Origin of the sequence: Streptomyces sp. LX-29 (assembly GCF_029541745.1) — a bacterium.
In the GTDB taxonomy this organism is placed as follows: domain Bacteria; phylum Actinomycetota; class Actinomycetes; order Streptomycetales; family Streptomycetaceae; genus Streptomyces.
This window is the reverse complement of the sequence record NZ_CP089746.1, coordinates 6474400-6498967: the sequence shown is the minus strand read 5'-3', so window position 1 is coordinate 6498967 and position 24568 is coordinate 6474400. Positions and strand designations below refer to the sequence as shown.

Annotated in this window: 21 protein-coding genes; 12 read left to right on the top strand and 9 right to left on the bottom strand. The window is 74.3% G+C overall.

Annotated elements, in window-relative coordinates; translation table 11 throughout:
• Positions 1–171: 171 nt before the first annotated feature.
• Both LRS74_RS27375 and LRS74_RS27370 read right to left on the bottom strand, forming a co-directional pair.
• A complete protein-coding gene (locus LRS74_RS27375) occupies positions 172–2445 on the bottom strand; it encodes a sugar transferase (protein ID WP_277743489.1) in 2274 nt (757 codons plus the stop codon).
• Complete coding sequence (locus tag LRS74_RS27370; protein WP_277743488.1) at positions 2442–3629, bottom strand: glycosyltransferase; 1188 nt, start codon at positions 3627–3629, stop codon at positions 2442–2444. The genes LRS74_RS27375 and LRS74_RS27370 overlap by 4 nt, the downstream gene beginning before the upstream one ends.
• 418 nt (positions 3630–4047) lie before the next feature.
• Here LRS74_RS27370 and LRS74_RS27365 point away from each other — a divergent pair, with 418 nt between their 5' ends.
• Positions 4048–6042, top strand: a complete 1995-nt coding sequence (locus tag LRS74_RS27365; protein WP_347178202.1) for a glycosyltransferase family 2 protein — start codon at positions 4048–4050, stop codon at positions 6040–6042.
• A gap of 41 nt (positions 6043–6083) precedes the next feature.
• Here LRS74_RS27365 and LRS74_RS27360 read toward each other — a convergent pair whose 3' ends face one another.
• Positions 6084–7115, bottom strand: a complete 1032-nt coding sequence (locus tag LRS74_RS27360) for a glycoside hydrolase family 6 protein (protein ID WP_277743486.1) — start codon at positions 7113–7115, stop codon at positions 6084–6086.
• Between the two features lie 132 nt (positions 7116–7247).
• Between LRS74_RS27360 and LRS74_RS27355 the strand changes: the two genes are divergently transcribed.
• Both LRS74_RS27355 and LRS74_RS27350 read left to right on the top strand, forming a co-directional pair.
• On the top strand, positions 7248–7661 hold the full coding sequence (locus tag LRS74_RS27355; protein ID WP_277743485.1) for a chaplin: 414 nt from the start codon (positions 7248–7250) through the stop codon (positions 7659–7661).
• Between the two features lie 180 nt (positions 7662–7841).
• A complete protein-coding gene (locus LRS74_RS27350; RefSeq protein ID WP_277743484.1) occupies positions 7842–8225 on the top strand; it encodes a (2Fe-2S) ferredoxin domain-containing protein in 384 nt (127 codons plus the stop codon).
• 106 nt (positions 8226–8331) lie between these two features.
• Here the strand turns inward: LRS74_RS27350 and LRS74_RS27345 are convergent, their stop codons facing one another.
• Positions 8332–9987, bottom strand: coding sequence for an FAD-binding dehydrogenase (locus LRS74_RS27345; RefSeq protein ID WP_277743483.1), 1656 nt, complete (start codon positions 9985–9987; stop codon positions 8332–8334).
• A 296-nt stretch (positions 9988–10283) separates the two neighbouring features.
• On the opposite strand from LRS74_RS27345, the gene LRS74_RS27340 reads away from it, so the two are divergent.
• Genes LRS74_RS27340 through LRS74_RS27325 form a run of 4 tightly spaced genes read left to right on the top strand, consistent with a single transcriptional unit; the run spans position 10284 to position 12542 of the window.
• Positions 10284–11180 (top strand): hypothetical protein, encoded by an 897-nt coding sequence (locus LRS74_RS27340; RefSeq protein ID WP_277743482.1) that lies wholly within the window; start codon positions 10284–10286, stop codon positions 11178–11180.
• Between the two features lie 37 nt (positions 11181–11217).
• A complete protein-coding gene (locus tag LRS74_RS27335) occupies positions 11218–11754 on the top strand; it encodes an NUDIX domain-containing protein (protein WP_277743481.1) in 537 nt (178 codons plus the stop codon).
• Positions 11755–11784: 30 nt separating this feature from the next.
• Positions 11785–12216: a DUF202 domain-containing protein gene (locus tag LRS74_RS27330; protein ID WP_277743480.1), complete on the top strand. Its 432-nt coding sequence runs from the start codon at positions 11785–11787 to the stop codon at positions 12214–12216.
• Entirely contained in the window at positions 12216–12542 is a 327-nt protein-coding gene (locus LRS74_RS27325; protein ID WP_277743479.1) for a DUF202 domain-containing protein, read from the top strand. Before LRS74_RS27330 ends, LRS74_RS27325 begins: the two co-directional genes overlap by 1 nt.
• Before the next feature lie 12 nt (positions 12543–12554).
• On the opposite strand, the gene LRS74_RS27320 is transcribed toward LRS74_RS27325, so the two are convergent.
• A complete protein-coding gene (locus tag LRS74_RS27320; RefSeq protein ID WP_277743478.1) occupies positions 12555–13481 on the bottom strand; it encodes an NADP-dependent oxidoreductase in 927 nt (308 codons plus the stop codon).
• Positions 13482–13695: 214 nt separating this feature from the next.
• On the opposite strand from LRS74_RS27320, the gene LRS74_RS27315 reads away from it, so the two are divergent.
• Positions 13696–14898, top strand: coding sequence for an IS110 family transposase (locus tag LRS74_RS27315; RefSeq protein ID WP_277743477.1), 1203 nt, complete (start codon positions 13696–13698; stop codon positions 14896–14898).
• A 102-nt stretch (positions 14899–15000) separates the two neighbouring features.
• Here the strand turns inward: LRS74_RS27315 and LRS74_RS27310 are convergent, their stop codons facing one another.
• The gene (locus tag LRS74_RS27310; protein WP_277743476.1) at positions 15001–16521 is read right to left on the bottom strand and encodes an MFS transporter; all 1521 of its coding nucleotides are present in this window, start codon (positions 16519–16521) and stop codon (positions 15001–15003) included.
• 144 nt (positions 16522–16665) lie between these two features.
• Here LRS74_RS27310 and LRS74_RS27305 point away from each other — a divergent pair, with 144 nt between their 5' ends.
• The 3 genes from LRS74_RS27305 to LRS74_RS27295 all read left to right on the top strand — a co-directional run bounded on the left by LRS74_RS27305 (position 16666) and on the right by LRS74_RS27295 (position 19567).
• Complete coding sequence (locus LRS74_RS27305) at positions 16666–17118, top strand: MarR family transcriptional regulator (RefSeq protein ID WP_277743475.1); 453 nt, start codon at positions 16666–16668, stop codon at positions 17116–17118.
• A gap of 180 nt (positions 17119–17298) precedes the next feature.
• The gene (locus LRS74_RS27300; protein WP_277743474.1) at positions 17299–18345 is read left to right on the top strand and encodes a phosphotransferase family protein; all 1047 of its coding nucleotides are present in this window, start codon (positions 17299–17301) and stop codon (positions 18343–18345) included.
• 4 nt (positions 18346–18349) lie between these two features.
• On the top strand, positions 18350–19567 hold the full coding sequence (locus LRS74_RS27295) for an acyl-CoA dehydrogenase family protein (RefSeq protein ID WP_277743473.1): 1218 nt from the start codon (positions 18350–18352) through the stop codon (positions 19565–19567).
• A gap of 100 nt (positions 19568–19667) precedes the next feature.
• Here the strand turns inward: LRS74_RS27295 and LRS74_RS27290 are convergent, their stop codons facing one another.
• The 3 genes from LRS74_RS27290 to LRS74_RS27280 form a co-directional block, all read right to left on the bottom strand.
• Positions 19668–20273: a TetR/AcrR family transcriptional regulator gene (locus LRS74_RS27290; RefSeq protein WP_277743472.1), complete on the bottom strand. Its 606-nt coding sequence runs from the start codon at positions 20271–20273 to the stop codon at positions 19668–19670.
• Positions 20274–20308: 35 nt separating this feature from the next.
• Complete coding sequence (locus tag LRS74_RS27285; RefSeq protein WP_277743471.1) at positions 20309–22048, bottom strand: AMP-binding protein; 1740 nt, start codon at positions 22046–22048, stop codon at positions 20309–20311.
• A gap of 78 nt (positions 22049–22126) precedes the next feature.
• On the bottom strand, positions 22127–22897 hold the full coding sequence (locus LRS74_RS27280; protein WP_277743470.1) for an SDR family oxidoreductase: 771 nt from the start codon (positions 22895–22897) through the stop codon (positions 22127–22129).
• A 166-nt stretch (positions 22898–23063) separates the two neighbouring features.
• Here LRS74_RS27280 and LRS74_RS27275 point away from each other — a divergent pair, with 166 nt between their 5' ends.
• Complete coding sequence (locus tag LRS74_RS27275; RefSeq protein ID WP_277743469.1) at positions 23064–24479, top strand: erythromycin esterase family protein; 1416 nt, start codon at positions 23064–23066, stop codon at positions 24477–24479.
• The last annotated feature ends 89 nt before the right edge of the window (positions 24480–24568 follow it).

Below are 24568 nucleotides of genomic sequence, written 5' to 3'. Positions count from 1 at the left end.
CTCCTCGTCGGCCGGACCCGAGCGCGTCCGCCCCGGCACGGTCGGCTCCCGTACGGCTCCGCGTCCCACGCCCGTGTCCGTGTCCGTGTCCACGCCCGTAGCCGCGCGCCCCGGCGCGGCCACCGGGGTCGGCGACCCGGCCGCGGACACGCCGGCAGCTCGAGGCACGGATCAGCTCCCGCCGAACCGGAACAGCGAGCCGGCGGTACGCAGCAGAATGCGGACGTCCTGCCACAGCGTCCAGGTCTCGATGTAGAGGTTGTCGAACCGCGCCCGGTCCTCGATGGAGGTGTCGCCGCGCAGCCCGTGCACCTGGGCCAGCCCGGTGACCCCGACGGGCATCCGGTGCCGGGCCGCGTAGCCGGGGTGGTCCTGGCTGAACTTCCGCACGAAGTACGGGCGTTCCGGCCGCGGCCCGACCAGGCTCATGTCGCCGCGCAGCACGTTCCACAGCTGGGGCAGTTCATCGAGGGAGGAGCGTCGCAACAGCCGCCCCACGAGGCTCACCCGCCGGTCGCGGGCGACGCTCCACAGGGTGGCCGACTCGTGGTCGTCGGCGGGCCGCAGGGTGCGGAACTTCAGCATCACGAACGGTCGGCCGCCGTGGCCGACCCGCTCCTGACGGAAGAGCACACCGGGGCCGTCGGCGAGGCGCACGGCGAGCGCGCACGCCAGCAGCAGCGGCCCGGTGACCAGCAGGGCGCAGCCGGCGACGGCGACGTCCAGCGCGCGCTTGCCCGCGGCGCCGAGGCGGCCCGGGGGCGGCGGGTCGAGGCGACGGCAGGCGAATCCCCACAAGTGCCCCGAGAGGTGGCCCGGGGCCCGGCCACCGGATCCAAGCCGCTCGACGACCTGACCGGGGGCGCCGCCGGGCAGCCACACGGCGCAGCCCTGCGCCATCAGCAGCCGGGCGAGCGTGGCGAGTTGCGGGGTCTCGGCGGGGTCGCGGGTGAACACCGCGTCCCGGACGGCGTTCTGGATGACGGCCCGGATGACGTCCTCGTAGGAGTGCAGCAGTGGCAGCGGCGGCGCGACCGGGGCGGGGGCAGGCATCGACACCGCGGGCGTCTGCACCGAGGGCACCGGAGTCACGGGCGTCTGGGCCGAGGACATCTGGGCCGAGAGCACCGGTGTCGCGGGCGTCTGGGCCGCGGGCGCCGGCGACGGGGCGCGCCTGAGGGGCGGGCCGAGCGGGGACGGCGTGCCCGGGGGCGGGGACGGCGTCGGAAGTGCGGGGGCCGCGGCGCCCGCCGCCCCGCTCGCCCGGTCGCCCGCCGTTCCGTCGCCCCCACCCGGCCCGGAGCTCGGCCCGGGTCCCACCCCCGGGAGCGGGACCGAGGCCGGGGCCGGGACCGGGACCGGGACGGAAGCCTGCCCTCCGGGCACGCCGCCGACGACCGTGGCGTCCACACCACCCACGACCACCGCGTTCAGCGGGACCGACCCCACGGCCAGACCGCCGACGCCGGCCGGTGGCACCGGAGACGCCGAGGCCGCCGGTACCGTCGCGGGCCTCGGAGGCGTCGCGGGCGTCGGGGGCGCCTCACTCCCCACGGCCACGGCCCCGAGGGGCACGGCTCCCACCGCCAGACCACCGCCCCCGACGCCCGCCGCCGGAGCCGCCTGCCCGACGACCCCGCCCATGGCCTCCACCCCACCGCCACCGCCGATACCGTCGGCCGGCGCCATCGGCTCGACCAGTCCGACCGGCCGCATCCCGTACTCGGGGTGCTCGCCCAGCACGGTGGCCAGCCGGCGGCCGGCGGGGCCCGCGCCGACGACGAGCGTGGAGCACGGATGCCGGCGCCGGGCGCGACGGCGGAGCCGGTGGACGGCCGCGCGGCCGGCGTAGGCCAGGAGGGCGTGCACGGCCAGGGCGGTGAGCAGCACCTGCCAGCCGAGCGAGCGCGGCGGGTCGGTGCCGGAGATCACCGCGGCCGCCAGCAGCCAGGCGAGCAGGCAGTACCGCAGCAACCTGGGAGCCTCGTCCAGGGCGACGGTCCAGGGGCCCGGCCGGTAGAGCCCGCCGCGCGCGCCGAGCGCGACGACGGCCGCGGCGACCAGCGCGGCCACCGCGAACACGACGGTCGGAGCGAGCCCGCCCGCCGGGGCGAACCCGCCCGCCGGATCGGCCGCTGCCGGCGAGCCCAGCGGGATGGCCGGGGCGAGCACGGGCGGGGTGAGCACGGTCGTGGCCCGGTCGGTGTCGCCCGGCGAGGGGTGCGCCGCGAGCAGCGGGATCGCCGCGACGGCGGCGGCCACGCAGTCCACGGCCACGAGCAGCGCGGTCCCCCGCGAGGGGCGGGTGGGCGTCGGGCGGGGCGGGGCGGCGGGCCGGGGCTGGGGGCGGCGCGGCCCGAAGAGGGAGGCGGCCGGGCGGGCCGGGGCCGGGCGGGGCGCCAGCAACCGGCCGGGGGTGGGCACGCCTGCGTTGTCGGTGTTCATCCCCTGCACAGCTCCCCGCGGTCGGTGAACCGGTTCCAGGAGTGGGCCGGTTCGAGCAGTTCGCGGTAGAGGCGGGTGACCGCCGCCGCCGTGTTCCGTACGTCGTGGGCCGCGTGGACGTGGCGCTGGGCCTCGTGCCCCAGCCGGGCGCGGAGCGCGGGGCGGCGGAGCAGCACGGTGAGCGCGCGGGCCAGCGCGGGCGGGTCGTCGGGCGGTACCAGGCAGGACGAGGCGTGCCCGACGGGCAGCGACTCGCGGGCGCCGGTCACCTCGGTGAGCAGCACGGGCCGACCGCTGGCCATGGCCTCCAGGGGGGCCAGCGCCATGCCCTCCCAGCGGGACGGCAGCACCACCAGGTCGGCGGCGGCGTACCACGGCGCGGTGTCCGCGACCGGGCCCGGGAGCAGCACATCGGCGGGGGCGGCGCGGCGCAGCGCGGCGAGTTCGGGGCCGTCGCCGACGAGCGCGAGCCGGGCGCCCGGCACCTCTGCGGCGGTCCGCGGCCAGGCGCGCAGCAGGAGGTCCTGGCCCTTCTGCCGGCAGAGCCGGCCGACGCAGACGGCCAGGGGGGCGTCGGCGGGCAGGTCGCGGAGGGCGGGCAGGGCGGCGCGGGCGCGCCGTCGTGCGTCCTCGTCGGCTGGGCGGAAGCGTCCGGTGTCGACGCCGTTGCGGATCACCGTCCAGCGGCCGGGCACCCCGGCTCCCTCGCCGCGCCGCCGCTCGTCCTCGCTGACGCAGACGATCCGCTGCGCCCAGCGCGCGGCGAACCGCTCCCAGCGCACCGCCAGGGCGGCGGTGGCCCCGTCGGCGGCCTCGAAGGACCAGGCGTGCGGCTGGTAGAGCGTCGGGACCCGGCCGCGGACGGCGAGCCGGGCGGCGAGGCCGGCCTTGGCGCTGTGCGCGTGCACCAGGTCGGGGCCGGTCCGGCGGACGATGCGGGCGATCTGGGCGGCCTCCCGCGGCAGTCGCGCGCCGGGTTCCCGCCGGGCCGCCCAGGGGACCGTCGTCACCCCGGCCGCCGTCACCTGTGCGGCGAGCGGGCCGCCGGGCGGGCAGGCCACCACGGGGCGCAGCCCGGCCGTCGCCTGGGCGCTGACGAGGTCGGCGACCACCCGGGCGACACCGCCCTCGACGGGCTGGCTGATGTGCAGCACGGTCGGCGTGCGCCGGAGGGGAATCCGCATGTCTCGCCTCCGTATTCGCCCGCTGAAACCGCCCCAGACCATGACAGATAGCGGAATGAAAATCACGCGAGACGCGCGCTGATGAGCCGTCAGTGTTGCTGACGAACTGGCCATCCGAGTGACCGCCGGACCATCCCCCATTCGACGCAATGACGGGGCGCGCCGAAAGTCTGATTTACAGAGCAACCGCCTATGTGATGGTTATCTTCGCTTATCGGGCGATGACATGACGCATGTCGTCCGGCTGGCGCCCGCTGCGTGAGATTCCATCCGAGACAGCCTCGCGGGAGTTGCCCTCATGACTTCGACGAATCCCGTTCCGCGGCCGGCTGAGAAATCCTCGACGGCCGCCGTGGCGCCGGCCCGCCCCGCCCCCTCCTGGGCCGACCCCGAAGAGGCGGAGCCCCCCGGGGCGGCGGTGGAGGCGGTGCCGGCCCCGGCCGCGGAACCGAAGCGGCCGGTCGAGACGGCGTTCGCGACGAAAAGGCCGAGCGACGCGGCGTTCGGGTCGAGGCGGCCGGGCGACACGGCCTCCGAGCCGGCGCGGCAGAGCGGCCCGACGTACGACTACGAGGGCTTCAGCCAGTTGGCGGGCCCGCTGACCGACCCGCCGCGGCACTGCGTGTACCGGGTGCGCTACCGCAGCCTGCTGGCCCGCCAGCCGCGCAGGATCCGCACCGCGCTGCTGCTCTGCGCGGCGCCGCTGTGCTCCGCCGTGCTGCTCGTCTGGCTGCTCCAGCCGTCCCACTGGACATACCGCGCGGACGTCACGGGCTGGGAGACCGCCTCGGACGTGGCGATGCTGCTCTCGGTCGGCCTGATCGAGGCGTTCCGGCTGTTCACCGTGGTCTCCAACGCGCACGCGACGCTGATGGCCCGCGACCCGGTCCCGGTGACCCCCCACCCGGGGACCAAGGTCGCCTTCCTGACCAGTTATGTGCCGGGCAAGGAGCCGCTGGACATGGTCCGGGCCACGCTGGAGGGCGCCACCCGGCTGCGACACCGCGGGAAGCTGCATGTGTGGCTGCTCGACGAGGGCGACGACCCGGCCGCCAAGGAGTTGTGCGCCCGGCTCGGCGTACGACACTTCTCCCGCAAGGACGTTGAGAAGTGGAACCAGCCCAAGGGCCGTTTCCGGGCGAAGACCAAGCACGGCAATTACAACGCCTGGCTGGACGAGCACGGTGACGGATACGACATCATGGCCTGCGTGGACACCGACCATGTGCCGCTGCCCAACTTCCTGGAGCGCATGCTCGGTTACTTTCGCGATCCCGATGTGGCATTCGTCGTCGGGCCGCAGGTCTACGGGAATTACGACACGCTCGTCACCAAGGCGGCGGAGAGTCAGCAGTTCCTCTTCCACGCCCTCATCCAGCGGGCGGGGAACGCGTACGGCGGCGCGATGTTCGTCGGCACCAACAACGCGGTCCGGATCAGCGCGTTGCGCAGCGTCGGCGGGCTGTACGACTCGATCACCGAGGACATGGCCACCGGATTCGAGCTGCACCGGCGCCGCAACCCCGAGACCGGCCGGAAGTGGCGCTCGGTCTACACCCCGGACGTGCTCGCCGTCGGCGAGGGCCCCAGCACCTGGACCGACTTCTTCACCCAGCAGCTGCGCTGGTCGCGCGGCACCTACGAGACGGTGCTCAAGCAGTGGTGGCGGGGGGTGCCCACGCTGTCCCCCGGCAAGCTGCTCAACTACACGCTGATGATGGCGTACTACCCGATGACCGCCCTGAACTGGCTGCTGTCGGCGCTGTCCTGCGTGCTCTTCCTCGCCGCCGGCGCGGCCGGGGTGCACATCTCCCCCGAGATCTGGCTGATGCTGTACGGGGACACCGTCGCCCTCCAGATCGGGCTCTACGTCTGGAACCGGCGGCACAACGTCAGCCCGCACGAGCCGTACGGCTCCTCGGGCGTCGCCGGAATGGCGCTGTCGGCGCTGTCCGCGCCGATCTACGCGCGCTCGCTGCTGGACGCGGCGCTCCGCCGCAGAAGCCGGTTCGTGGTCACGCCCAAGGGCGACTCCGCCAGCCCGGACCGGCTCGCCACCTTCCGCATCCACCTGCTGTGGTGCGTGGTCTTCGGCGGATCGTTCGTCGCCTCGCTGTTCCTGCACCACAGCCATCTCGCGATGCGGCTGTGGGCGCTCTTCGCGGTGGTGCTGTGCCTCCTCCCGCTGGCCTGTCGCTCCGTGGAGGCGGCGCGGGCCCGGCGCGCCCGCCCGGCGCCCGCGACCGTCCCGACCGCGCGCAGCGAGGAGGCCGACCGGGCGGAGCCGACGCCCGCGGCGACCAAGCCCGTCGCGGCCACCGCGCCGCCCGCCCCCGCCGCGGCCGCGGACTCCGCGTCCGAGGACACCGGCCCGACGCCCTCCGCCGAGCAGGACCCGCTGTGCGCGATCTGACCGAGGGCGCCCGGAGGGGCTGACCGGGCGTCGAGCGGTGGTCAGCCCCGCGTGTTGCGCGCGAGGTCCAGCGCGTACCGGGGCCACCACGACCCCGCCGCGGGACCCCCGTTGCAGGTGCCGTCGGACTCACCCGGCCGCTTGACCCACAGGAAGGCGTCCACCTTCGGATCGCCGGTCCGGGTGCCGGGCCGCTCGCCCAGCGCCCGGCCGGGCGGATTGCACCAGCGGTCCTCGTGGTGCCCGGGGTAGGCGTACGCCTCCGACCGGCTGCCCGCCGCATTCGTCGCGCCATTGCCATTGCGACTGGTGTCGATGACGAAGTGGGCGCCACCCAGCGAGCCGGACAGATGGTGTCCGTAGCGGATGGTCGCCCCCGTCGGCTGGAAATTCGAGACGTTCAGCGAAAAGCCGTCGGCCTTGTCGATACCGCTCTGTTTGAGCGGCTCCACCAACGCATAGGGGTCACGGACCCAGCCCGCGTTTCCGGCGTCGATGTAGACCCAGGTCCTGGGCAGCGCCTTGAGCGTCTCCACGGCGTTCCGCAGCATGGCGAGCCGTTCCTCGCGCAGTTCTCCGGGGACACAGCCGTCGACCACCTGGGCCACCGCGTCGGGCTCCAGGATGACCACGGCGCTGCGGTCGCCGATGCCGGCGGCCAGCTCCCGGACCCAGCCGCCGTAGTCGGGTGCGCCCTCCGCGCCTCCGGCCGAGTGTCGGCCGCAGTCCCGGTAGGGAATGTGATAGGCGACCAGGACCGGGGTGCGGCCGGTGCGCGCCGCCGCGGTGGTGACGGCCCGCGCCCGGGCCCGGGGCAGCTCACCGACCCACTCCGCCGCCGGCTGGTCCGCGATCTTCCGCATCAGCGCCGCGTCCTCGTGCCGCCCCTGTGTCACGTACTGGCGCGCCGTGCGCGCGGGCTGACTGTCGGGATTAACCCACAATTCCGAAGGCAGCCCATCCGATTTCTCTCCCGAGTCGGAACAACCGCTCAGCGACAGGCTCAGCACCAGGGCCGCGGTCGCGGCGATCCGGCTCCGCGCGACATAATGACGCGTGCCTTTCTCGACCATGAGGCGCCCTCCTCTTCGCGGGTGCGGAACTGACGGCTCCTCGAATGATGCCATCGGGTGATCACGCGTACCCTCAGACGATTCGGATCGTTGAAAAAGTTGCCCCATTCGCAACACGAAAGGAATAGGACGATGAAGCGAATCGTCCAGGTCGCCGGGCTCGCCGCGGCCAGCTGCGCCCTCATCGTCGGCGGCGCCGGCGCCGTCGCCGCGCACGACCACGACAACGACAACGGTCGCGGCAACGGCCACAACGGTGGCCACAACGGCGGTCACAACAATGGTGGCCACAACGGTCACAACGGTCACAACGGCGGCCATGGCGGTTATGGCGGTTACGGCGGCGGCCACCACGACAACGGCGACTACGAGTACAACGACGAACACGGCGCCCACGCCAACGGTGGCGCCATCGGCTCGCCGGGCGTCGTGAGCGGCAACAACATCCAGGTGCCGGTGAACATCCCGATCAACATCTGCGGCAACTCGGTCAACCTCACCGGCCTGCTGAACCCGGCCTTCGGTAACACGTGCATCAACGCCTGAGAAGGCGCCCGGCGCACCACGCCACCGCGCGTGGGAGCTGACGCGGACCCTCTGCGGGGCCGCCGGAGCAACCCTCCGGCGGCCCCGACGCGCTGTGGCCCCCGCGCCACGGCACGCCCTCGCGAATGCGGCTCGAACCGCTCGTACGGGTGCGCGAACCGTCCCCGTAAGATCGGCGCGGTGACCAGGAACTCCTCCACGCCGTGCCGGGTGACGGTGTGCCGCGGCTGCTGCTGCGGCGACCCGCGGAAGATCCCCGGCGTCGACCACACCGGCCAGATCCCGCGGTTGCGCGCGGCGCTCGGCGACAGCGCGCGGGTCCGCGCCTCCGACTGTCTGGACGTCTGCGACCAGGCCAACGTGGTGGTCGTGCAGCCCTCGGCCGCGGGACGCGCGGCGGGCGGGCGGCCGGTGTGGCTGGGGTTGGTCAACGACGACGACGCGCTCGACGACATCGCCGCCTGGATCCGCGCCGGCGGGCCGGGCCTGGCCGAACCGCCCGGCGTGCTGGACCTCTACGCCTTCACCGTCTCCCGCCGGGTGCGCGCGGCGCTCGACGACTGAACCGTTCCGTCACGCGGAGCCGCCCCGCGCACCACACGCCCGCCCCGCACCGCTCCTCCCCCGGCCGGCACGGGCGGAGCGGAGCCGGTCCGACCCCGGCCGCCGGCTAGCCCACCGCATTGGCCGCCGCGCGGCCCGCCGCGCGGCCGGAGAAGAGGCAGCCGCCGAGGAAGGTGCCCTCCAGGGAGCGGTAGCCGTGCACGCCCCCGCCCCCGAACCCGGCCGCCTCGCCCGCCGCGTAGACGCCGGGCAGCGGATCGCCGCCGGCGGTCAGCACGCGCGAGGACAGGTCCGTCTCCAGCCCGCCGAGCGTCTTGCGGGTGAGGATGCGCAGCCGCACCGCGATCAGCGGGCCGGCCTTCGGATCGAGGAGCCTGTGCGGGGCGGCGGTGCGGATGAGCCGGTCGCCGAGGTATCGGCGCGCCCCGCGCACGGCGGTCATCTGGAGGTCCTTGGTGTAGGCGTTGGCGACCTCGCGGTCCCGGGCGGTGATCTCCCGGTACAGCTCGGCCTCGTCGATCAGCGGCTCCTCGGTGAGCTCGTTCATGCGGCGCACCAGCCCGCTCAGCGACCGCTCGACCACGAAGTCGGCCCCTTGGTCCAGGAACGCCTGGACCGGGCCCGGCGCCCCGCCCCCGGCCCGGCCGAGGACCTCGCGCACACGCTTGCCGGTGAGGTCCGGGTTCTGCTCGGAGCCGGAGAGGGTGAACTCCCTCTCGACGATCCTCCGGGTGAGGACGAACCAGGTGTGGTCGTGGCCGGTGTGCATGACGTGTTCCAGCGTGCCCAGGGTGTCGAAGCCGGGGAACAACGGCACCGGCAGCCGCCTGCCCCGGGCGTCGAACCACAGCGGCGACGGGCCGGAGAGGATGCGGATGCCGTGCCGCGGCCAGATCGGGTTCCAGTTCTGGATGCCCTCGGTGTAGTGCCACATCCGGTCGCGGTTGATGAGCCGTCCGCCGGCGGCCTCGGCGATGCCGAGCATCGCCCCGTCGACGTGCGCGGGCACCCCGGAGAGCATGGTCTCCGGCGGAGTGCCCAGCCGTGCCGGCCAGTTGGCGCGCACCAGCTCGTGGTTGCCGCCGATGCCGCCGGAGGTGACGATCACCGCCTGGGCGCGCAGTTCGAAGGCCCCGGCGACCTCGCGGCTGCTGGGGGTGCCGCGTTCCGCGTCGCTGGGCTCCAGGATCTCGCCGCTGACGGTGTCCACGGCGCCGGCGGTACGGGACAGCCCGGTGACCCGGTGTCGGAAGAGCAGCCCGACCCGGCCGCGCGCGACCCCGGCCCGCACCCGACGCTCGAAGGGCGCCACGACGCCGGGGCCGGTGCCCCAGGTGATGTGGAAGCGGGGCACCGAGTTGCCGTGGCCCCGCGCGTCGTAGCCGCCCCGCTCCGCCCAGCCGACGACGGGGAACAGCCGCAGTCCCTGCGCGCGCAGCCAGGACCGCTTCTCGCCGGCGGCGAAGTCGACGTACGCCTCGGCCCAGCGGCGCGGCCAGTGGTCCTCCTCGCGGTCGAAACCGGCGGTGCCCAGCCAGTCCTGCCAGGCCAGTTCGCGGCTGTCGCGGATGCGCAGCCGGCGCTGCTCGGGCGAGTCGACGAGGAAGAGCCCGCCGAAGGACCAGTGCGCCTGACCGCCCAGGGACTGCTCGGGCTCCTGGTCGAGCAGGATCACCGAGCGGCCGGCCTCGGCGAGTTCGGCCGTGGCGGCGAGCCCCGCCAGCCCCGCTCCGATCACGATCACGTCCGCGTCGTACGCCATGCCGTCACCTTCTGGACTCGCCGGGCCCGACGGACTGCTCGGGAGCGCGACGGGTGCGCGGCCGCCACGTTGGATGCGATCCTGCATACCGACTGGTAGGTCGTCAACCTCCGGCCCCGGCCGTCCGTCCTCGGAGTGACCGGCCGACGGGGCGGGCGGGGACCGGCTGCCGTGCGGGGCACCGCCGTGGCCAGCGCGAGCGTCCCGTCGGGACCGCCCGACCCGGTGCGGAACGGGTCAGTCAATCGTTTCACCGGACTGGACAGCCCTCGGCGGGCCGGGAAGGATGCCGCGCCATGGCTGACCGACCCCACGGGTCACCGCGGCGGGGCGGCCCTCCCCCGGCCGGTGAGCGCGTGGTGCACCCCACGCGGGTGACCCCTGCCCCGCGCCCCGTCCGACCCGAGCCTCCCGAGGCGCCCCGTCAGGTCATCGCGGGCACGGTGCTGCGGGGTCGCCGTCCGTTCCACGACTCCGGGGTCCGCAGGCGGGTGGCCGCGGCGATCCTGTTGTCCACGCTGAGCACCGCGCTGGCGTTGTTCCTGCTGCCGCCGGAGCGGGGCGAGCCGCGCGGGCTCTCCGCGGCGCCCACCCGCGCGGCGGTCTCCGCCGACCCGGCACCGACGGCGACCCCGCGTCCGGGTCCGGGCCCGGCCCCCACCCCCGCACCGGCACCGAACACACCACCGGGCCCCGCTCCGACCGCTCGTACCGCTCCGCCCGGCGAGGGCCCCGCGCGGGGCTCGGCCGCGGTGGGGGGCGCCGCGCCGACCGGGACCGCCCGCGCGGAGTCGGGCGGTCGGCCCTCCGACGCCCCCACGCCGGAGGACGGACCCGCGCCCGCGGCCTCGGCCAGCGGGCCCCCCGGCGGCGGACCGGCGGACCGCGCCGCGGCCCGGCCGCTGCCACCGCCTCCGCCGCCGCTGCCACCGCTGCCGCTGCCGCTGCCGCCCGGACCGGTGCCCCCGTCCGCGCCCGCCCCACCTCCCCTGTCCGTGGCCGTCGTCTCCCCGTGGAACGCGGCGGTCGAGGCCGACCACCGCCGGGCTCGCCGGGCCCACGGCTCCCGACACGAGCCCGGCACGCGCCGCGAGCACGGCCGGCGTTGGCGGTGGCGCGACGGGCGGTCGAGCTGGCACGACGACCGGGTCCGGGGCCGCCATCGCCACCATGGGCCGGGCGGCTGGGGCTGACCGTGCCGCGCGCACCCCGGTCTGCTTGTATGGCGGCATGCCCGACAACGGTCACCAGCAGCGCTCAGCCGACGAGGTTCTGGACATCGTGGACGAGCGGGACCGCGTGGTGGGCCAGGCCCGGCGCGCCGACGCCCTGGCCCGCCGGCTGCGTCACCGCTGTGTCTTCATCCTGGTCAGGGACTCCGACGGGCGCGTCTTCGTGCACCGCCGCACCGCGGAGAAGCTGGTCTTCCCCTCCCGGCACGACGTCTTCGTGGGCGGGGTGGTCGGCGCGGGCGAGTCGTATGACGAGGCGGCCCTGCGCGAGGCCGAGGAGGAGCTGGGCGTCTCCGGGCTGCCCGCGCCCCGGCCGCTGTTCCGGTTCCTCTACGACACCCCGGAGCACACCTGGTGGAGCGCCGTCTACGAGGTGAGCTGCGCGCTGCCGGTCGACCCGCAGGCCGAGGAGGTGGCCTGGCACGCCTTCCTGACGGAGGACGAGGTCGCGGAGCGACTCGACACCTGGGAGTGGGTGCCGGACGGTCTGGAGGCGTATCGCCGGCTGCTGGCGTGGCGCGCGGGGGCCGCATGATGATCCGGACCGCCGGTTAGGCTCACCCGTATGGACCCCTCCGTACGGACCGCCGGCATCCGGGGCAGGCTCGCGGCCGTCACCGGGGCGGTCCGGCTCTGGTTCGCGCCCGAGCGGGTCCGCGCGGAGGGCGAGACCCCCGACTACCGCTTCTCGCTCGCCAACGAGCGGACCTTCCTGGCCTGGCTGCGCACGGGTCTGGCCCTGGTCGGCGCCGGCTTCGCGGCCGACCAGTTCCTCCCGCACACCGCGCGCCCACTGCGGCTGGCGCTCGCCGTGACGCTGCTGGCGGTGGGCGCGGTCTGCGCCATACGGGCGGTCAACCACTGGGTGCGCTGCGAGCGCGCGATGCGCAAGGGCGAGGATCTGCCGCTCTCCCGTTTCCCGGCCGCGCTGGCGACGTCCGTCGCGCTGGTCGCGCTGGCCATCGTGGTCTTCGTGGCGCTGGGCTGGACCCGCTGATGCCGTCCGGGCGCCCCCGTGTCGAGCGGGACCCGGGGCTCCAACCGGAGCGGACCCGGCTCGCCTGGCGGCGTACCACCCTCGCCTGCGCTGTGGTGTGTGTGCTCGCCGAGCGGCAAGCTGTCAGGGGAGGGCCGCCGGACGCGCCCCGGCTGTTGGCCGTGGCGCTGATCGCGCTCGTCTGGTTGCTCTTCCTGGCCGTGGCGCACCTGCGCATCCAGGCCCTGGACGCGCCGCGGCCGCCCGCACTGTCCCCGCGGGCGGCCGTGGCCGCGTCCGGATGCACGCTCGCGATCGCGACCTTGGGTGTGATGCTCCTGTGCTGAGCCCGGCGCGACTCAGTCGACGGTGACGGCGATCTTGCCTCGGGTGTGGCCCTCGGCGTTGAGCCGCTGCGCCTCCGCCGCGCGCTCCAGCGGGAAGACCGCGGCCACCTCGACGCTCAGCACCCCGCGTTCGGCGAGGTCCGTGAGGGTGGCGAGGTCGGCGGGGTCGGGGCGCACGAAGACGTACCGGCCGCCGAGTCCGAGCACGGCCGGGTCGGCGATCGAGGCGAGCCGGCCGCCCGGGGTGAGCAGGCCGGGGCTGACGGTCAGCGCGTCGCCACCCACCAGGTCGAGCGCGGCGTGCACGCCGTCGGGCGCCAGCGCGCGCACCCGGTCGGCGAGTCCGTCGCCGTAGGAGACCGGCTCGGCGCCGAGGCCGCGCAGGTAGTCGTGGTTGCGCTCGCTGGCGGTGCCGATGACACGGGCGCCGAGGTGGCGGGCGATCTGCACGGCGAGGGAGCCGACGCCGCCGGCCGCCGCGTGGATCAGGAGGGTGTCACCCGCGCCCACCTCCAGCGCCCTGACCAGCGACTGATAGGCGGTCAGCCCGGCCAGGGGCAGCCCGGCGGCCTGCTCGAAGGAGAGGTTGCGGGGCTTGCGGGCCAGGGTGCGCACCGGGGCGGCGACGTACTCGGCGAAGGTGCCGCGGGAGAGGAAGTCCTCCCGTACGTATCCGATGACCTCGTCGCCGGGTGCGAACTCGGTGACGCCCACTCCGGGCTGGACCACGACGCCGGAGACGTCCCAGCCGGGGATGACGGGGAACACGGCGTCCAGGACGCCGTCGAGGTAGCCGGCCTGGGCCTTCCAGTCGACGGGGTTGACCGCGGCGGCCCTGACCTTGATCAGGACGCTGTCGGGGCCGAGCTTGGGGTCGGGGACCTCGCCGTACTCGAGGACCTCCGGGCCGCCGTAGCCGCGGTAGCTTATGGCCTTCATGGGGGTGCTCCGTAAGTTATTGGGCGGCCCGGGAGGGCCGGATGTGGCTTATGGGGTCTTGCCTTCAGTGGCTCCCAAGGAGTGGCCGTCCGGCTCTCCGGGGCGCCCTGGCTGCTGATTGAGATGTGCGCGCTGTGTGCGGTCGCTGGTTACGGAGATGACAGCGGGGTGTTCCTCGGGCCGATGGCATGCCGAACGGTGCGAGGAGGGGCGAGTGAGCGAGCGGAAGGCCCAGGTATGGGCCGGTGTCGATGCCGGCAAGGGCCACCACTGGGCGGCGGTGGTCGACGAGACTGGCGCGACGCTGTGGTCGAAGAAGGTCGAGAACGACGAGTCGGCGATCCTGACCGCGTTCGGTGAGATCCTCGCCCTGGCGGACCGGGTCCACTGGGCGGTGGACATCTCCGGCACGTCCTCCGCGCTGCTGCTGGCCCTTCTCGCGGCGCACGGCGAGCGGGCCGTCTACGTGCCCGGCCGCACGGTCAACCGCATGTCGGGCGCCTACCGGGGCGAGGCGAAGACCGATGCCCGTGACGCCTATGTCATCGCCGAGACCGCACGGCACCGCAACGACTTCGCCGCGATCGACGTGCCCGCGCAGTTGGCCGCCGACCTGGCGCTGCTGACCGCCCACCGATCGGACCTGGTTGCCGACCGTGTGCGGATGATCAACCGCCTGCGCGACGTGCTCACCGGTGTCTTCCCCGCGCTGGAGCGGGCTTTCGACTACTCGGCGCACAGGGGCGCGCTGGTGCTGCTGACCGGCTACCAGGCCCCCGCGGCGATCCGCCGCCGCGGCCGGGCGAGGCTGACGGCCTGGCTCGCCAACCGCAGCGTGCGCGGCGCCGACGCGGTCGCCGTGACCGCATTGGAAGCAGCCCAGGCCCAGCAGACCGCACTGCCCGGCGAGGACATCGCCGCGCAGATCGTCGCGGACCTGGCCGCGCAGATCCTGGCCCTGGACAACCGGCTGAAGCGGATCGACAAGCAGATCCGCGAGACCTTCCGCAGCCACCCGCAGGCAGAGATCATCGAGTCCTTGCCCGGTATGGGCCCGATACTCGGCGCCGAGTTCGTCGTCGCGGCCGGCGACCTGTCGGCCTACGCCGACGCCGGACACCTCGCCTCGGCTGCCGGGCTCGTGCCCGTCCCTCGCGACTCCGGACGCCGCACCGGCAACCTCCACCGGCCTAAGCGCTACAGCCGCCGCCTGCGCAGGGTCTTCTACATGTCCGCGCAGACCAGCATCATCCGCGAGGGCCCGAACCGCGACTTCTACCTCAAGAAGCGTGGCGAGGGCTGCAAGCACGTCCAGGCCGTCATCGCGCTGGCCCGCCGACGAGCGAGTGTGCTCTGGGCACTGCTGCGTGACGGACGGATCTTCACCTCCGCCCCGCCGGTCACGCAGGCGGCTTGACTTCGTCATTGAGACTCCTTGGGGGTGGGGGGAGAAGGGGCCGACCGGCCCCCGGGGGTAGGGGCCGGCCGGCGGCTCGGGTGCCGGCGGGAACCGGTCGGGTCAGGCGTCGGCGGAGACCGGTCGCGCGGCGGGCTCGGCGGCCACGGCCGTCGTGTCGGCCGTCGTGTCCGCCGTCGGCTCGGCCGTGGACAGCGGGTGGATCCTCCGCAGGCCGACCGCGGCGACGAGCGCGACCAGGACGAACGCCGCGCCCGCGAGGACGAAGCTCAGCGTGAACTGCGACTCGGCGGGCAGCGCCGGGGCGCCCGGCGGGAGGTGTTCGACGCTCTTGGAGGCGAGCACCGTCGTGATCATGGCACTGCCGATCGCGCTGCCGGTGGAGCGGGCGATCGAGTTGATGCCGTTGGCGATGCCGGTCTGCTGGGGCGGCACGCTGCCGACGATCACGGCGGGCATGGCCGCGTAGGCGAGGCTGATGCCCGCGCCGACGAACATGCCGGCGCCGATGACGGAGGCGGTGCGGTCGTGGTCGAGGGCGACCCAGGCGAAGCCGACGGTGCCGATCAGCGAGGCGAGCACCAGCACCAGGCGGGGGCCGTGGCGGCGCACCAGCTGGCCGCCGAAGGGGGCGGACAGCAGCGAGACGACGGTGCTCGGCAGCAGGAACTCCACCGAGGCGCGCAGCACGGAGGCGTCGAAGCCGTAGCCGACCAGCGCGGAGGGCATCTGGACGAGGTAGGAGACGCCGATGAAGAGGGCGAACATGCCGAAGCCCACGAGCAGACCGGCGAGGTTGACGAAGAGGACCGGGCGGTGGGCGAACATCCGCATGTCCACCAGCGGCTCGCTCACCCTGCGCTCGACGAGCACCCAGACGACCGCCATGACCACGGCGCCGGCGAAGGAGCCGAGGGTACGGGCGTCGGTCCAGCCCCACTCGTGGCCCTGGGAGACGGGGAGCAGCAGCAGGACGAGGGTGGCGGCGAGGGAGAGCGCGCCGAGGACGTCGGTGCGGCCGCCGGTGGTCTGGGTGGTCGCGGGGACGAGGAGGACGACGGCCAGCAGCGCGAGCAGGGCGAGCCCGGTGGCCAGCCAGAAGGCGCTGCGGTAGTCGGGGTCGTCACCGGAGGTGAGCAGGCCGGTGGCGACCAGCGCGAGGCCGCTGCCGAAGGCGAGGGTGCCGCTGACCATGGCCATGGCGCCGGGGAGCCGGGCGGGGCGGATCTCCTCGCGGAGCACGGAGAGCGCGAGCGGGAAGATCGCGGTGGCGGCGCCCTGGAGCACCCGACCGACGATCAGCCAGGCCAGGGAGTGGGTGACGGCGGCGAGCACGGAGCCGGCGACCATGACCACCAGCACCGCGACCAGCGTGCGCTTCTTTCCGTGCTGGTCGCCGAAGCGGCCGAGCAGCGGGGTGAAGACGGCGGCCGAGAGCAGGGTGGCGGTGGTGACCCAGCTGACGCTGGCGGAGCTGGTCTCCAGGTCGTTCTGGATCAGTCCGAGGATCGGCACGACCAGGGTCTGCATCATCGACACGACCATGGCCGCGAGGCTCAGCGCGGCGATGATCACCGTCTCGCGGCGGCCGTCGACCGGCGCGGCGGCGGCTGGGTGACTCATGGGGAGGTCCTTCACGTGCTTCGCAGTTACTTCATGACATGGATGCTTGAAGTCATCAAGCAACTCGACCGACGGTAGACCTCAATGGTTGACCTAGTCAAGCTAATGGTTGAAGGCTTTAATTACCTTGAGTACAGTCGAACCATGAGCGCCAGCACCCCTCCCCCCGCGCAGACGCCGACCAAGATCGAGCTCCTGGAACTGCTCGCCGCGCTCGGCATGGCCCAATGGCGCGACTTCTCCGCCGCCGCCGTGCACCACGGGCTCACCGGGACCCAGGCCAAGGTGCTCTCCCAGCTGGGTCGCGGCCCACTGCCGATGCGCGCCCTCGCCGAGCGACTGGTGTGCGACGCCTCCAACATCACCGGCATCGTGGACCGACTGGAGGACCAGGGCCTGGTCCGCCGCGAGCCGTCCCCCACCGACCGGCGGGTCAAGAACGTCGTCGCCACCGACAAGGGGCGCGAGACGCTGCTGCGGGTCCGCACCGAGATGCAGGCCACGCACAGCGCGCTGGACACCCTCGACCCGGCGGAGACCGAGACCCTGTTCGCCCTGCTCAACCGGCTGCGCCCGTCCATGGAGCGCACCGCCTGACCCCTGGCCCCTCCCCTCCCGGAACCCGAGCGCCGGACGCCCGCGTCGCGGCGCGCGCCGGCGCCGACCGCCGTAGGCCCTAGACGCCATACCGACCGGTCGGCATCATGAGGTGATCCTTCACCGGCGTCCGTACGCCGGTGCGTTCATTCGCCTCACTCCGCACGGAGGAAGAACTCGATGAACCAAGGCACCCCGCCGGGGTTGGACCTCGGGCGTCTGCGCGCGCATCTGGACCGGGAGCGCCCCGGGATGGTGCGCGGAGCGCTGAACGCCGAGCTGATCGAGGGCGGCCGCTCCAACCTCACCTACGCGGTCGACGACGGCACCGACCGCTGGGTGGTGCGTCGGCCGCCGCTCGGCCATGTGCTCGCCACCGCGCACGACATGGCGCGCGAGCACCGGGTGATCAGCGCGCTGCACCCGACGGCGGTGCCGGTCCCGGAGCCGCTGCTGCTGTGCGCGGACGAGTCCGTGCTCGGATCGCCCTTCTACGTCATGGAGTTCGTGGAGGGGACGCCCTACCGCGACGCCGAGCAGCTCAGCGCGCTCGGCCCCGAGCGCACCCGCGGCGTGGTCCTCGGCCTGGTGGACGCGCTGGTCGAGCTGCACGCGGTGGACCCGGCCGGGGTGGGACTGGCCGACTTCGGGCGCCCGGAGGGCTTCCTGGAGCGGCAGTCGCGCCGCTGGGGCAAGCAGCTCGCCGCGTCCCGCAACCGGGAGCTGCCCGGGATCGACCGGCTGCACGACGCCCTGACCGACGCGCTGCCCGACTCCCCCGCGGCCACCGTCGTCCACGGCGACTACCGCCTCGACAACGTCCTCGTCGGCGCCGACGACCGGATCCGGGCGATCCTGGACTGGGAGATGTCCACGCTCGGCGATCCGCTGACCGACCTCGGGCTGCTGGTGATGTACAGCGAGTACCCGGACCTGCCCGGCTCGCCGATCGCCACCACCCACGGCGCCCCCGGCCACCCCGCCCCGGCCGAACTGGTGCGCCGCTACGCCGAGCGCTCGGGCCGGGACGTCTCCGGCGTCTCCTGGTACACCGCCTTCGCCTACTTCAAGCTCGCGGTGATCCTGGAGGGAATCCACTACCGCTACACGCTCGGCCAGACCGTCGGGGCCGGGTTCGACCGCATCGGCGAGCTCGTGCCGGTGTTCATCGAGCGCGGCCTCGCCACGCTCGCCGACCGGGGCCCCCACCAGGACCAGGAGCGCTGAGACCGTGGACTTCGCATTCGACGCCCGTACCGAGGAGCTCCGCGGCCGGCTGCTGGCGTTCATGGAGGAGCACGTCCACCCCGCCGAGGCGGTGGCGGAGGAGCAGCGGGCGCGGCTGGACTCGCCCTGGCGGACGCCGCCCGTGGTGGAGGAACTGAAGGCGGAGGCCCGCCGCCGCGGCCTGTGGAACCTCTTCCTGCCCGACCCGGAGCTGGGCGCCGGACTGACCAACCTCCAGTACGCGCCGCTGGCCGAGATCACCGGCCGCAGCCCGCAGCTGGCCCCCGTCGCGCTCAACTGCGCCGCCCCGGACACCGGCAACATGGAGCTGCTGGCGCAGTTCGGCTCGCGGGAGCAGCGGGAGCGCTGGCTGGAGCCGCTGCTGGCGGGTGAGATCCGGTCGGCCTTCGCGATGACCGAGCCCGAGGTGGCCTCCTCCGACGCCACCAACATCGACACCCGCGTCGAGCGGGACGGCGACGCCTATGTCATCACCGGTCGCAAGTGGTACATCTCCGGCGCCATGCACCCGGACTGTCGGATCTTCATCGTCATGGGCAAGACCGACCCGGCCGGCGCGGACGTGCGCCGCCAGCAGTCGATGGTGCTGGTGCCGCGCGACACCGAGGGCGTCGAGGTGCGCCGGGCGATGCGGGTCTACGGCTACGAGGACCACTACCACGGCGGTCACGCCGAGGTCGTCTTCCACGGCGCCCGGGTGCCGGTGGGCAACCTGGTCGGCGAGGAGGGCGGCGGCTTCGCCATCGCCCAGGCCCGCCTCGGCCCCGGCCGGATCCACCACTGCATGCGGCTGATCGGCATGGCCGAGCGGGCGATCGAGCTGATGTGCCGCCGCGCGGTGTCCCGCACCGCCTTCGGCGTCCCGTTGGCGCGGCAGGGCCAGGTCCAGGAGTGGATCGCCGACTCCCGGGTCGCGGTGGAGCAGCTGCGGCTGCTGGTGCTCAAGACGGCGTGGCTGATGGACACCGTCGGCAACCGCGCGGCGCACACCGAGATCCAGGCCATCAAGATCGCGACCCCGCGCACGGTCGTCGACATCCTCGACCGCGCGGTCCAGCTGCACGGCGCGGCCGGCGTCAGCCAGGACACCCCGCTGGCCGAACTGTGGGCCGCGGCGCGCACCCTGCGGCTCGCGGACGGGCCGGACGAGGTGCACCAGCGGTCGCTGGCCCGGCGCGAGCTGAAGAAGTACCTGCCGTAGCGGCCGGTGGGGCCGGGGGCCGCGGCGGCGAAGCCGCGGTCGCTCCCGGCCCGCCCGAGACCGGCCGCGTCGCGCGGCCGGCGGGCTCCGCCCCGGCCTCTCAGGGCCGCAGCGCGCGCATCAGCAGGTCCGCCAGGTGGTCGGCGACCTGCTGCGGCGTCAGCGGCCCGTCCGGGCGGTACCAGGTGCCCAGGTGGTGGACGGACCCGAAGTGGTAGTCCACCACCAGGTCGGCCGGGGTGGCGTCGCTGAACACGCCGCTGCGCTGGCCCTCCTCGACGAGCTGGCGGAACCGCTCGTGGTAGCGGCGCCGCTCGGCCCGCACCTGCCGGTGCTTCTCGGGGCTCAGATGGTGCATCGAACGGAAGAAGATCGTGGCGTCGTCGAGGTTCTCGATGGTGGTGACCACGACGTCGGCGGCCGCCGCCCGCAGCCGCTCCGCCACCGGCGCGTCCGCGTCCGCGAAGGAGTCCAGGCGCTCCTGCTGGAGCCGCAGCACCCGTCCGTACACCTCGTGCAGCAGATCGTCCTTGGAGCCGAAGTAGTGGTACAGCGCGCCCTTGGTGACGCCCGCCGCCTCCACGATCTCCTGGACCGACGTGCGGTCGTAGCCGCGCTCGGCGAAGAGGCGGGTGGCCGCGGCCAGCAGCCGCTGCGGCACCGGCTGGTTCGCCGGTTTCGCATCGTTCTCCGTCGTTCTGGCCATGGTCGCCACCTGCCTCTCTCTGCTTGCCCGGGCCGCTAGGCCGGTTCCGCGCGGGAGCGCAGCTCCCGCCGGAGGATCTTCCCACTGGTCGTCTTCGGCAGCTCCGGAAGGATGTCCACCGCGCGCGGGTACTTGTACGCGGCCAGCCGCTCCCGACAGTAGGCGGTCAGCTCGCCGGGCTCGGCGCTCGCCCCCGGGCGCAGGCTCACATACGCCTTGACCGTCTCGCCGCGGTAGGCGTCGGGCACCCCGACCACGGCCGCCTCGCGCACCGCCGGATGGGTGTAGAGCACGTCCTCGACCTCGCGCGGCCAGACCTTGAAGCCGGACGCGTTGATCATGTCCTTCTTGCGGTCGACGACGTAGAGCCAGCCGCCCCGGTCCATGAAGCCGATGTCGCCGGTACGCAGCTCCCCCTCGGGGAAGGCCGCCGCGGTCGCCTCCGGGCGCCGCCAGTAGCCGGGGACCACCATGGGGCCGCGGACGACGATCTCGCCCCGCTCGCCCAACGGCACCTCCGCGCCGCCGTCGTCGACGATCCGTATGAGCGTCTCCGGCGCGGGCACGCCGACCGCGAGGGTGCCGGAGGCCGCGTCGACGGGCGCCTCGGTGCCGGGCGGAACGCTGGCACAGGGGGCGGAGCACTCGGTCAGCCCGTAGCCGTTGTGGATGTAGCGGCCGAACTCGGTCCGGAACCGCTCGACCAGGGCGGGCGGCAGCGGCGCCCCGCCGGAGGAGATCACGCGGAAGGAGGCGAAGTGGCCACGGCCGACCCGCGGGTGGGCCATCAGCGCCATGAAGGCGGTGGCCGGGCCGACGGTGTAGGCGGGGCGGTGCTCGGCGAAGGCGTCCAGCACCACGCTCGCCTCGAAGCGGTGGGCGAGCGCCAGGGTCCCGCCCGCCGCGAAGCAGGCGGACAGCTCGCAGACCATGCCGGTGATGTGGAACAGCGGGGCCAGGGCGAAGTAGGTCGATCCCACGGGCAGGGCGTGGTTGACCCGCTGCCGCTCGGCGTTGAAGACGAGGTTGCCGTGGGTGTTGGTGGCGCCCTTGGGGGCGCCGCTGGTCCCGGAGGTGTAGCTGATCAGCGCGATGTCGTCGGGTTCGGGGCCCGCGGCCGTGGCCGCGGGCGGCCGGGCGCCGGCGGAGGCCACGGCGAAGAGGTCCACCGCGGTGGGCGGTTCCGCCATGGCCGCCCGCACCCGCTCGCCCACCGGGACCGGGGCGGGCGCCGGAACCGCGCCGGGCGCCGGGGCCGGGGCGGAGACCGGGGCGCGCAGCACCCGCGGGTCGTCGCGGGTCTGGAAGTCGCGGTCGCGCGCGGTGTAGGCCAGCCGCACCGCCGAGTCCGCGGCCGCCTCCCGTACGTACTCCCCCCAGGCGTGGTCGGAGCAGACCAGGGCGACCGCCCCGGAGTCGGCCAGGACGTGCGCCAGCTCCCCGGCCTTGTACATCGGGTTGACCGGGATCGCCACGCCGCCCGCCTTCCACGCGCCGAGCAGCGCGAGCACGAAGTGCGGGGTGTTCTGCAGCATGACGGCGATGCGGTCGCCACGCCGGAAGCCGTGCCCGGCCAGATGGCCGGCGATCGCGTCGGAGAGCTCGTCGGCCTCCCGGTAGCTCAGCCGCCCGTCGAAGTAGGCGACCGCGGTGCGCTCGGGGGTCGCGGCCACCGCGTCCCGGAAGGCGTGCAGCACGCTCGGGCGCGGCCGCACCCGGGAGCGCTGGGCGTCGTTGAGCTGCGCCAGCCAGGGCTGGTCCTGGTACGTGGTCATGGGTGCGGCCCCTGTCTGCCGAGGGTGCGGGCGGGTGGACGGACGGGGTGAGGCGGGACGGGCCGGGGTACGGGCGGGTCAGCCGGCGGCCTCGGCGCGTTCGAGCTTCTGCTGGATGCGGTTCATGCGGTCGAGCCAGCGGTCGGTGTCGCCGGCGCGCGCCGTGTAGAAGTCGCCCACCTCGGGGTGGGGAAGGATCAGGAACCGCCCCTTCGCCATGCCGTCGAACACCGCGTCGGCGACCTGCTCGGGCTCGATCGCGGTCGGGGCCAGCACCAGGTCACCGGCGCTGCCGGTGCCGCGCAGCATATCCGTCCGCACTCCCTGCGGGCAGACCGCGTGCACCCGCACACCCCGGTGCCGGTAGGTCGCGGAGAGCCATTCGGCGAAGGCGAGGGCGGCGTGCTTGGAGACGCTGTAGGGCGCGGAGCCGACCATGGTGAGCAGCCCGGCGGCGGAGACGGTGGCGATGAAGCGGCCGCTGCCCCGGTCCAGCCAGTCGGGGAGCAGTTCGCGGGCCGCGCGGACATGCGCCATCACATTGACGTCCCAGGCCGCGGCCCAGATCTCCTCCGCGGCCTCCGGGCCGCCGGTCGGGGCCACGCCCGCGTTGGCGCAGTAGACGTCGACGGTCCCGCCGAGCGCGGCGCGGGCCGCGGGGACGATGCCGGAGGCGTCACCGGGGACGGCGTGGCCGCCGATCTCGGCGGCCACGGCCTCGGCCTTGGCCGCGTCGATGTCGTTGACCACCACCCGGGCGCCCTCGGCGGCGAACCTGCGGGCGAGGGCGGCCCCGATGCCGCCGCCCGCTCCGGTGACGACCACTCCGGCTCCACGCACGGTCTCCACGTCTGACGCTCCCTCGGCTCGGTCCCTCGATGCGTGCCGGCAGACTAACCAGTCGGTATGCGCGGCGGAAGGGGGCGGGGCGAGGGCGGAGGTAGGGCTGGCCCCACCCGGAATCGGGGCACTGGCCGGATGGTTCGGGCCCTCCCCCCGCCGGGACCCTTGATCCATGCGACGACATCGAGCCACCGTCCTGACCGCCACCCTCCTCTGTCTGGGGGCGCTCGGCTCCGCCGGTGCGGCCCCCGCCTTCGCCGAGGCTCCGCACACCTCTCAGGCGCCGCGGGCCGCCCCGGCCGCCCACGGCTCCGCCATCTCGACCCCGAGCCCGCACACCGACCCGGTCGCCGCCCTGGAGCGCGCCGCGCACCCGCTGCGCTCCACCGAGCCCTCCGGCCCGTCGAGCGACCTGCGGCCGTTGGGGCGCGTGGTGGGGGACGCGAAGGTGGTGGGGCTGGGCGAGGCCACCCACGGCTCGCACGAGTTCTTCGCCATGAAGCACCGGGTCTTCCGCTACCTGGTGGAGCACCGGGGGTTCCGCACCTTCGCGCTGGAGGCCCCCTGGAGCACCGGGCTGCGGCTCAACGCGTATGTGCTGCGCGGCGAAGGCGACCCCCGGCGGATCATGCGCGAGGAGTTCCAGGACGCCTACCGCTTCTGGAACAACGACGAGTATCTGTCGCTGCTCCGCTGGATGCGTGCCTACAACGCGGCGCATCCGAAGGACCCGGTCCAGTTCATGGGCGACGACTTCGGCTACGCGGGCCCGGAGCTGTACGACCGGGTGACCGACTACGTGCGGGAGGCCCACCCGGCGCTCCTGCCCGAGTTCACCGAGCTCTACCGCGGCCTGCGCCCCACCACGGACGTGCGCGCGTACATGACCGCGTATATGGCGAAGCCGCTGGGCGAACGGCGGGAGATGGCCGCGCGGACGCGGCGCGCGCTCGATCTGCTGAGCGCGCGGCGGCCGGGGGCCGGACCGGCGGAGCGGGCGCGGTTCGCCTGGGCGGTGCGCCATGCGACCGCCCTCGACCAGACCGCCCAGCAGTACGCGTTCGACTTCGCCGACCCCACCGGCGTGCGGGACGCCATGCTCTTCCGCGACCGGGCCATGGCCGACAACACGGCCTGGTGGCAGCGGCAGACCGGGGACAGGGTGCTGCTCTCCGCGCACAACGCGCATGTCTCCTACGAGAGCTATGACGCGGCGAGCTACCCGCGGATGCAGGGCGCCTTCCTGCGGGACCGGCTCGGGAGCGACTATGTGAGTGTGGGGTTCACCTTCGACCGGGGCTCGTTCAAGGCCACCGACCCCGAGGGGAAGGCGATCTCCACGCACACGGTCGGCCCCGCCGCTCCGGGGAGCAACGAGCACACCCTGGACCGGGTGCGCCACCGCGACTACGTCGTGGACCTGCGCTCCGCGCCGCCCGCGGCGCGCGCCTGGCTGGCGACGCCGCGACCGACGCGCGCCATCGGCACGTCCTACCCGGAGCCGGACCGTTCCCTCGCGCTGACCCCCTCCCATGACGTCCTGATCCATCTGCGGGAGATCCGCGCGGCGGAGCTGCTCCCGGAGTGACACCCCTCCTCGGCGCGGTCCGGGGCCGCCGCGGGGTGAATCTCCCGGTTACCGGCGGGAAACGCCTGCGTGGCGTATGGCCGTCACCC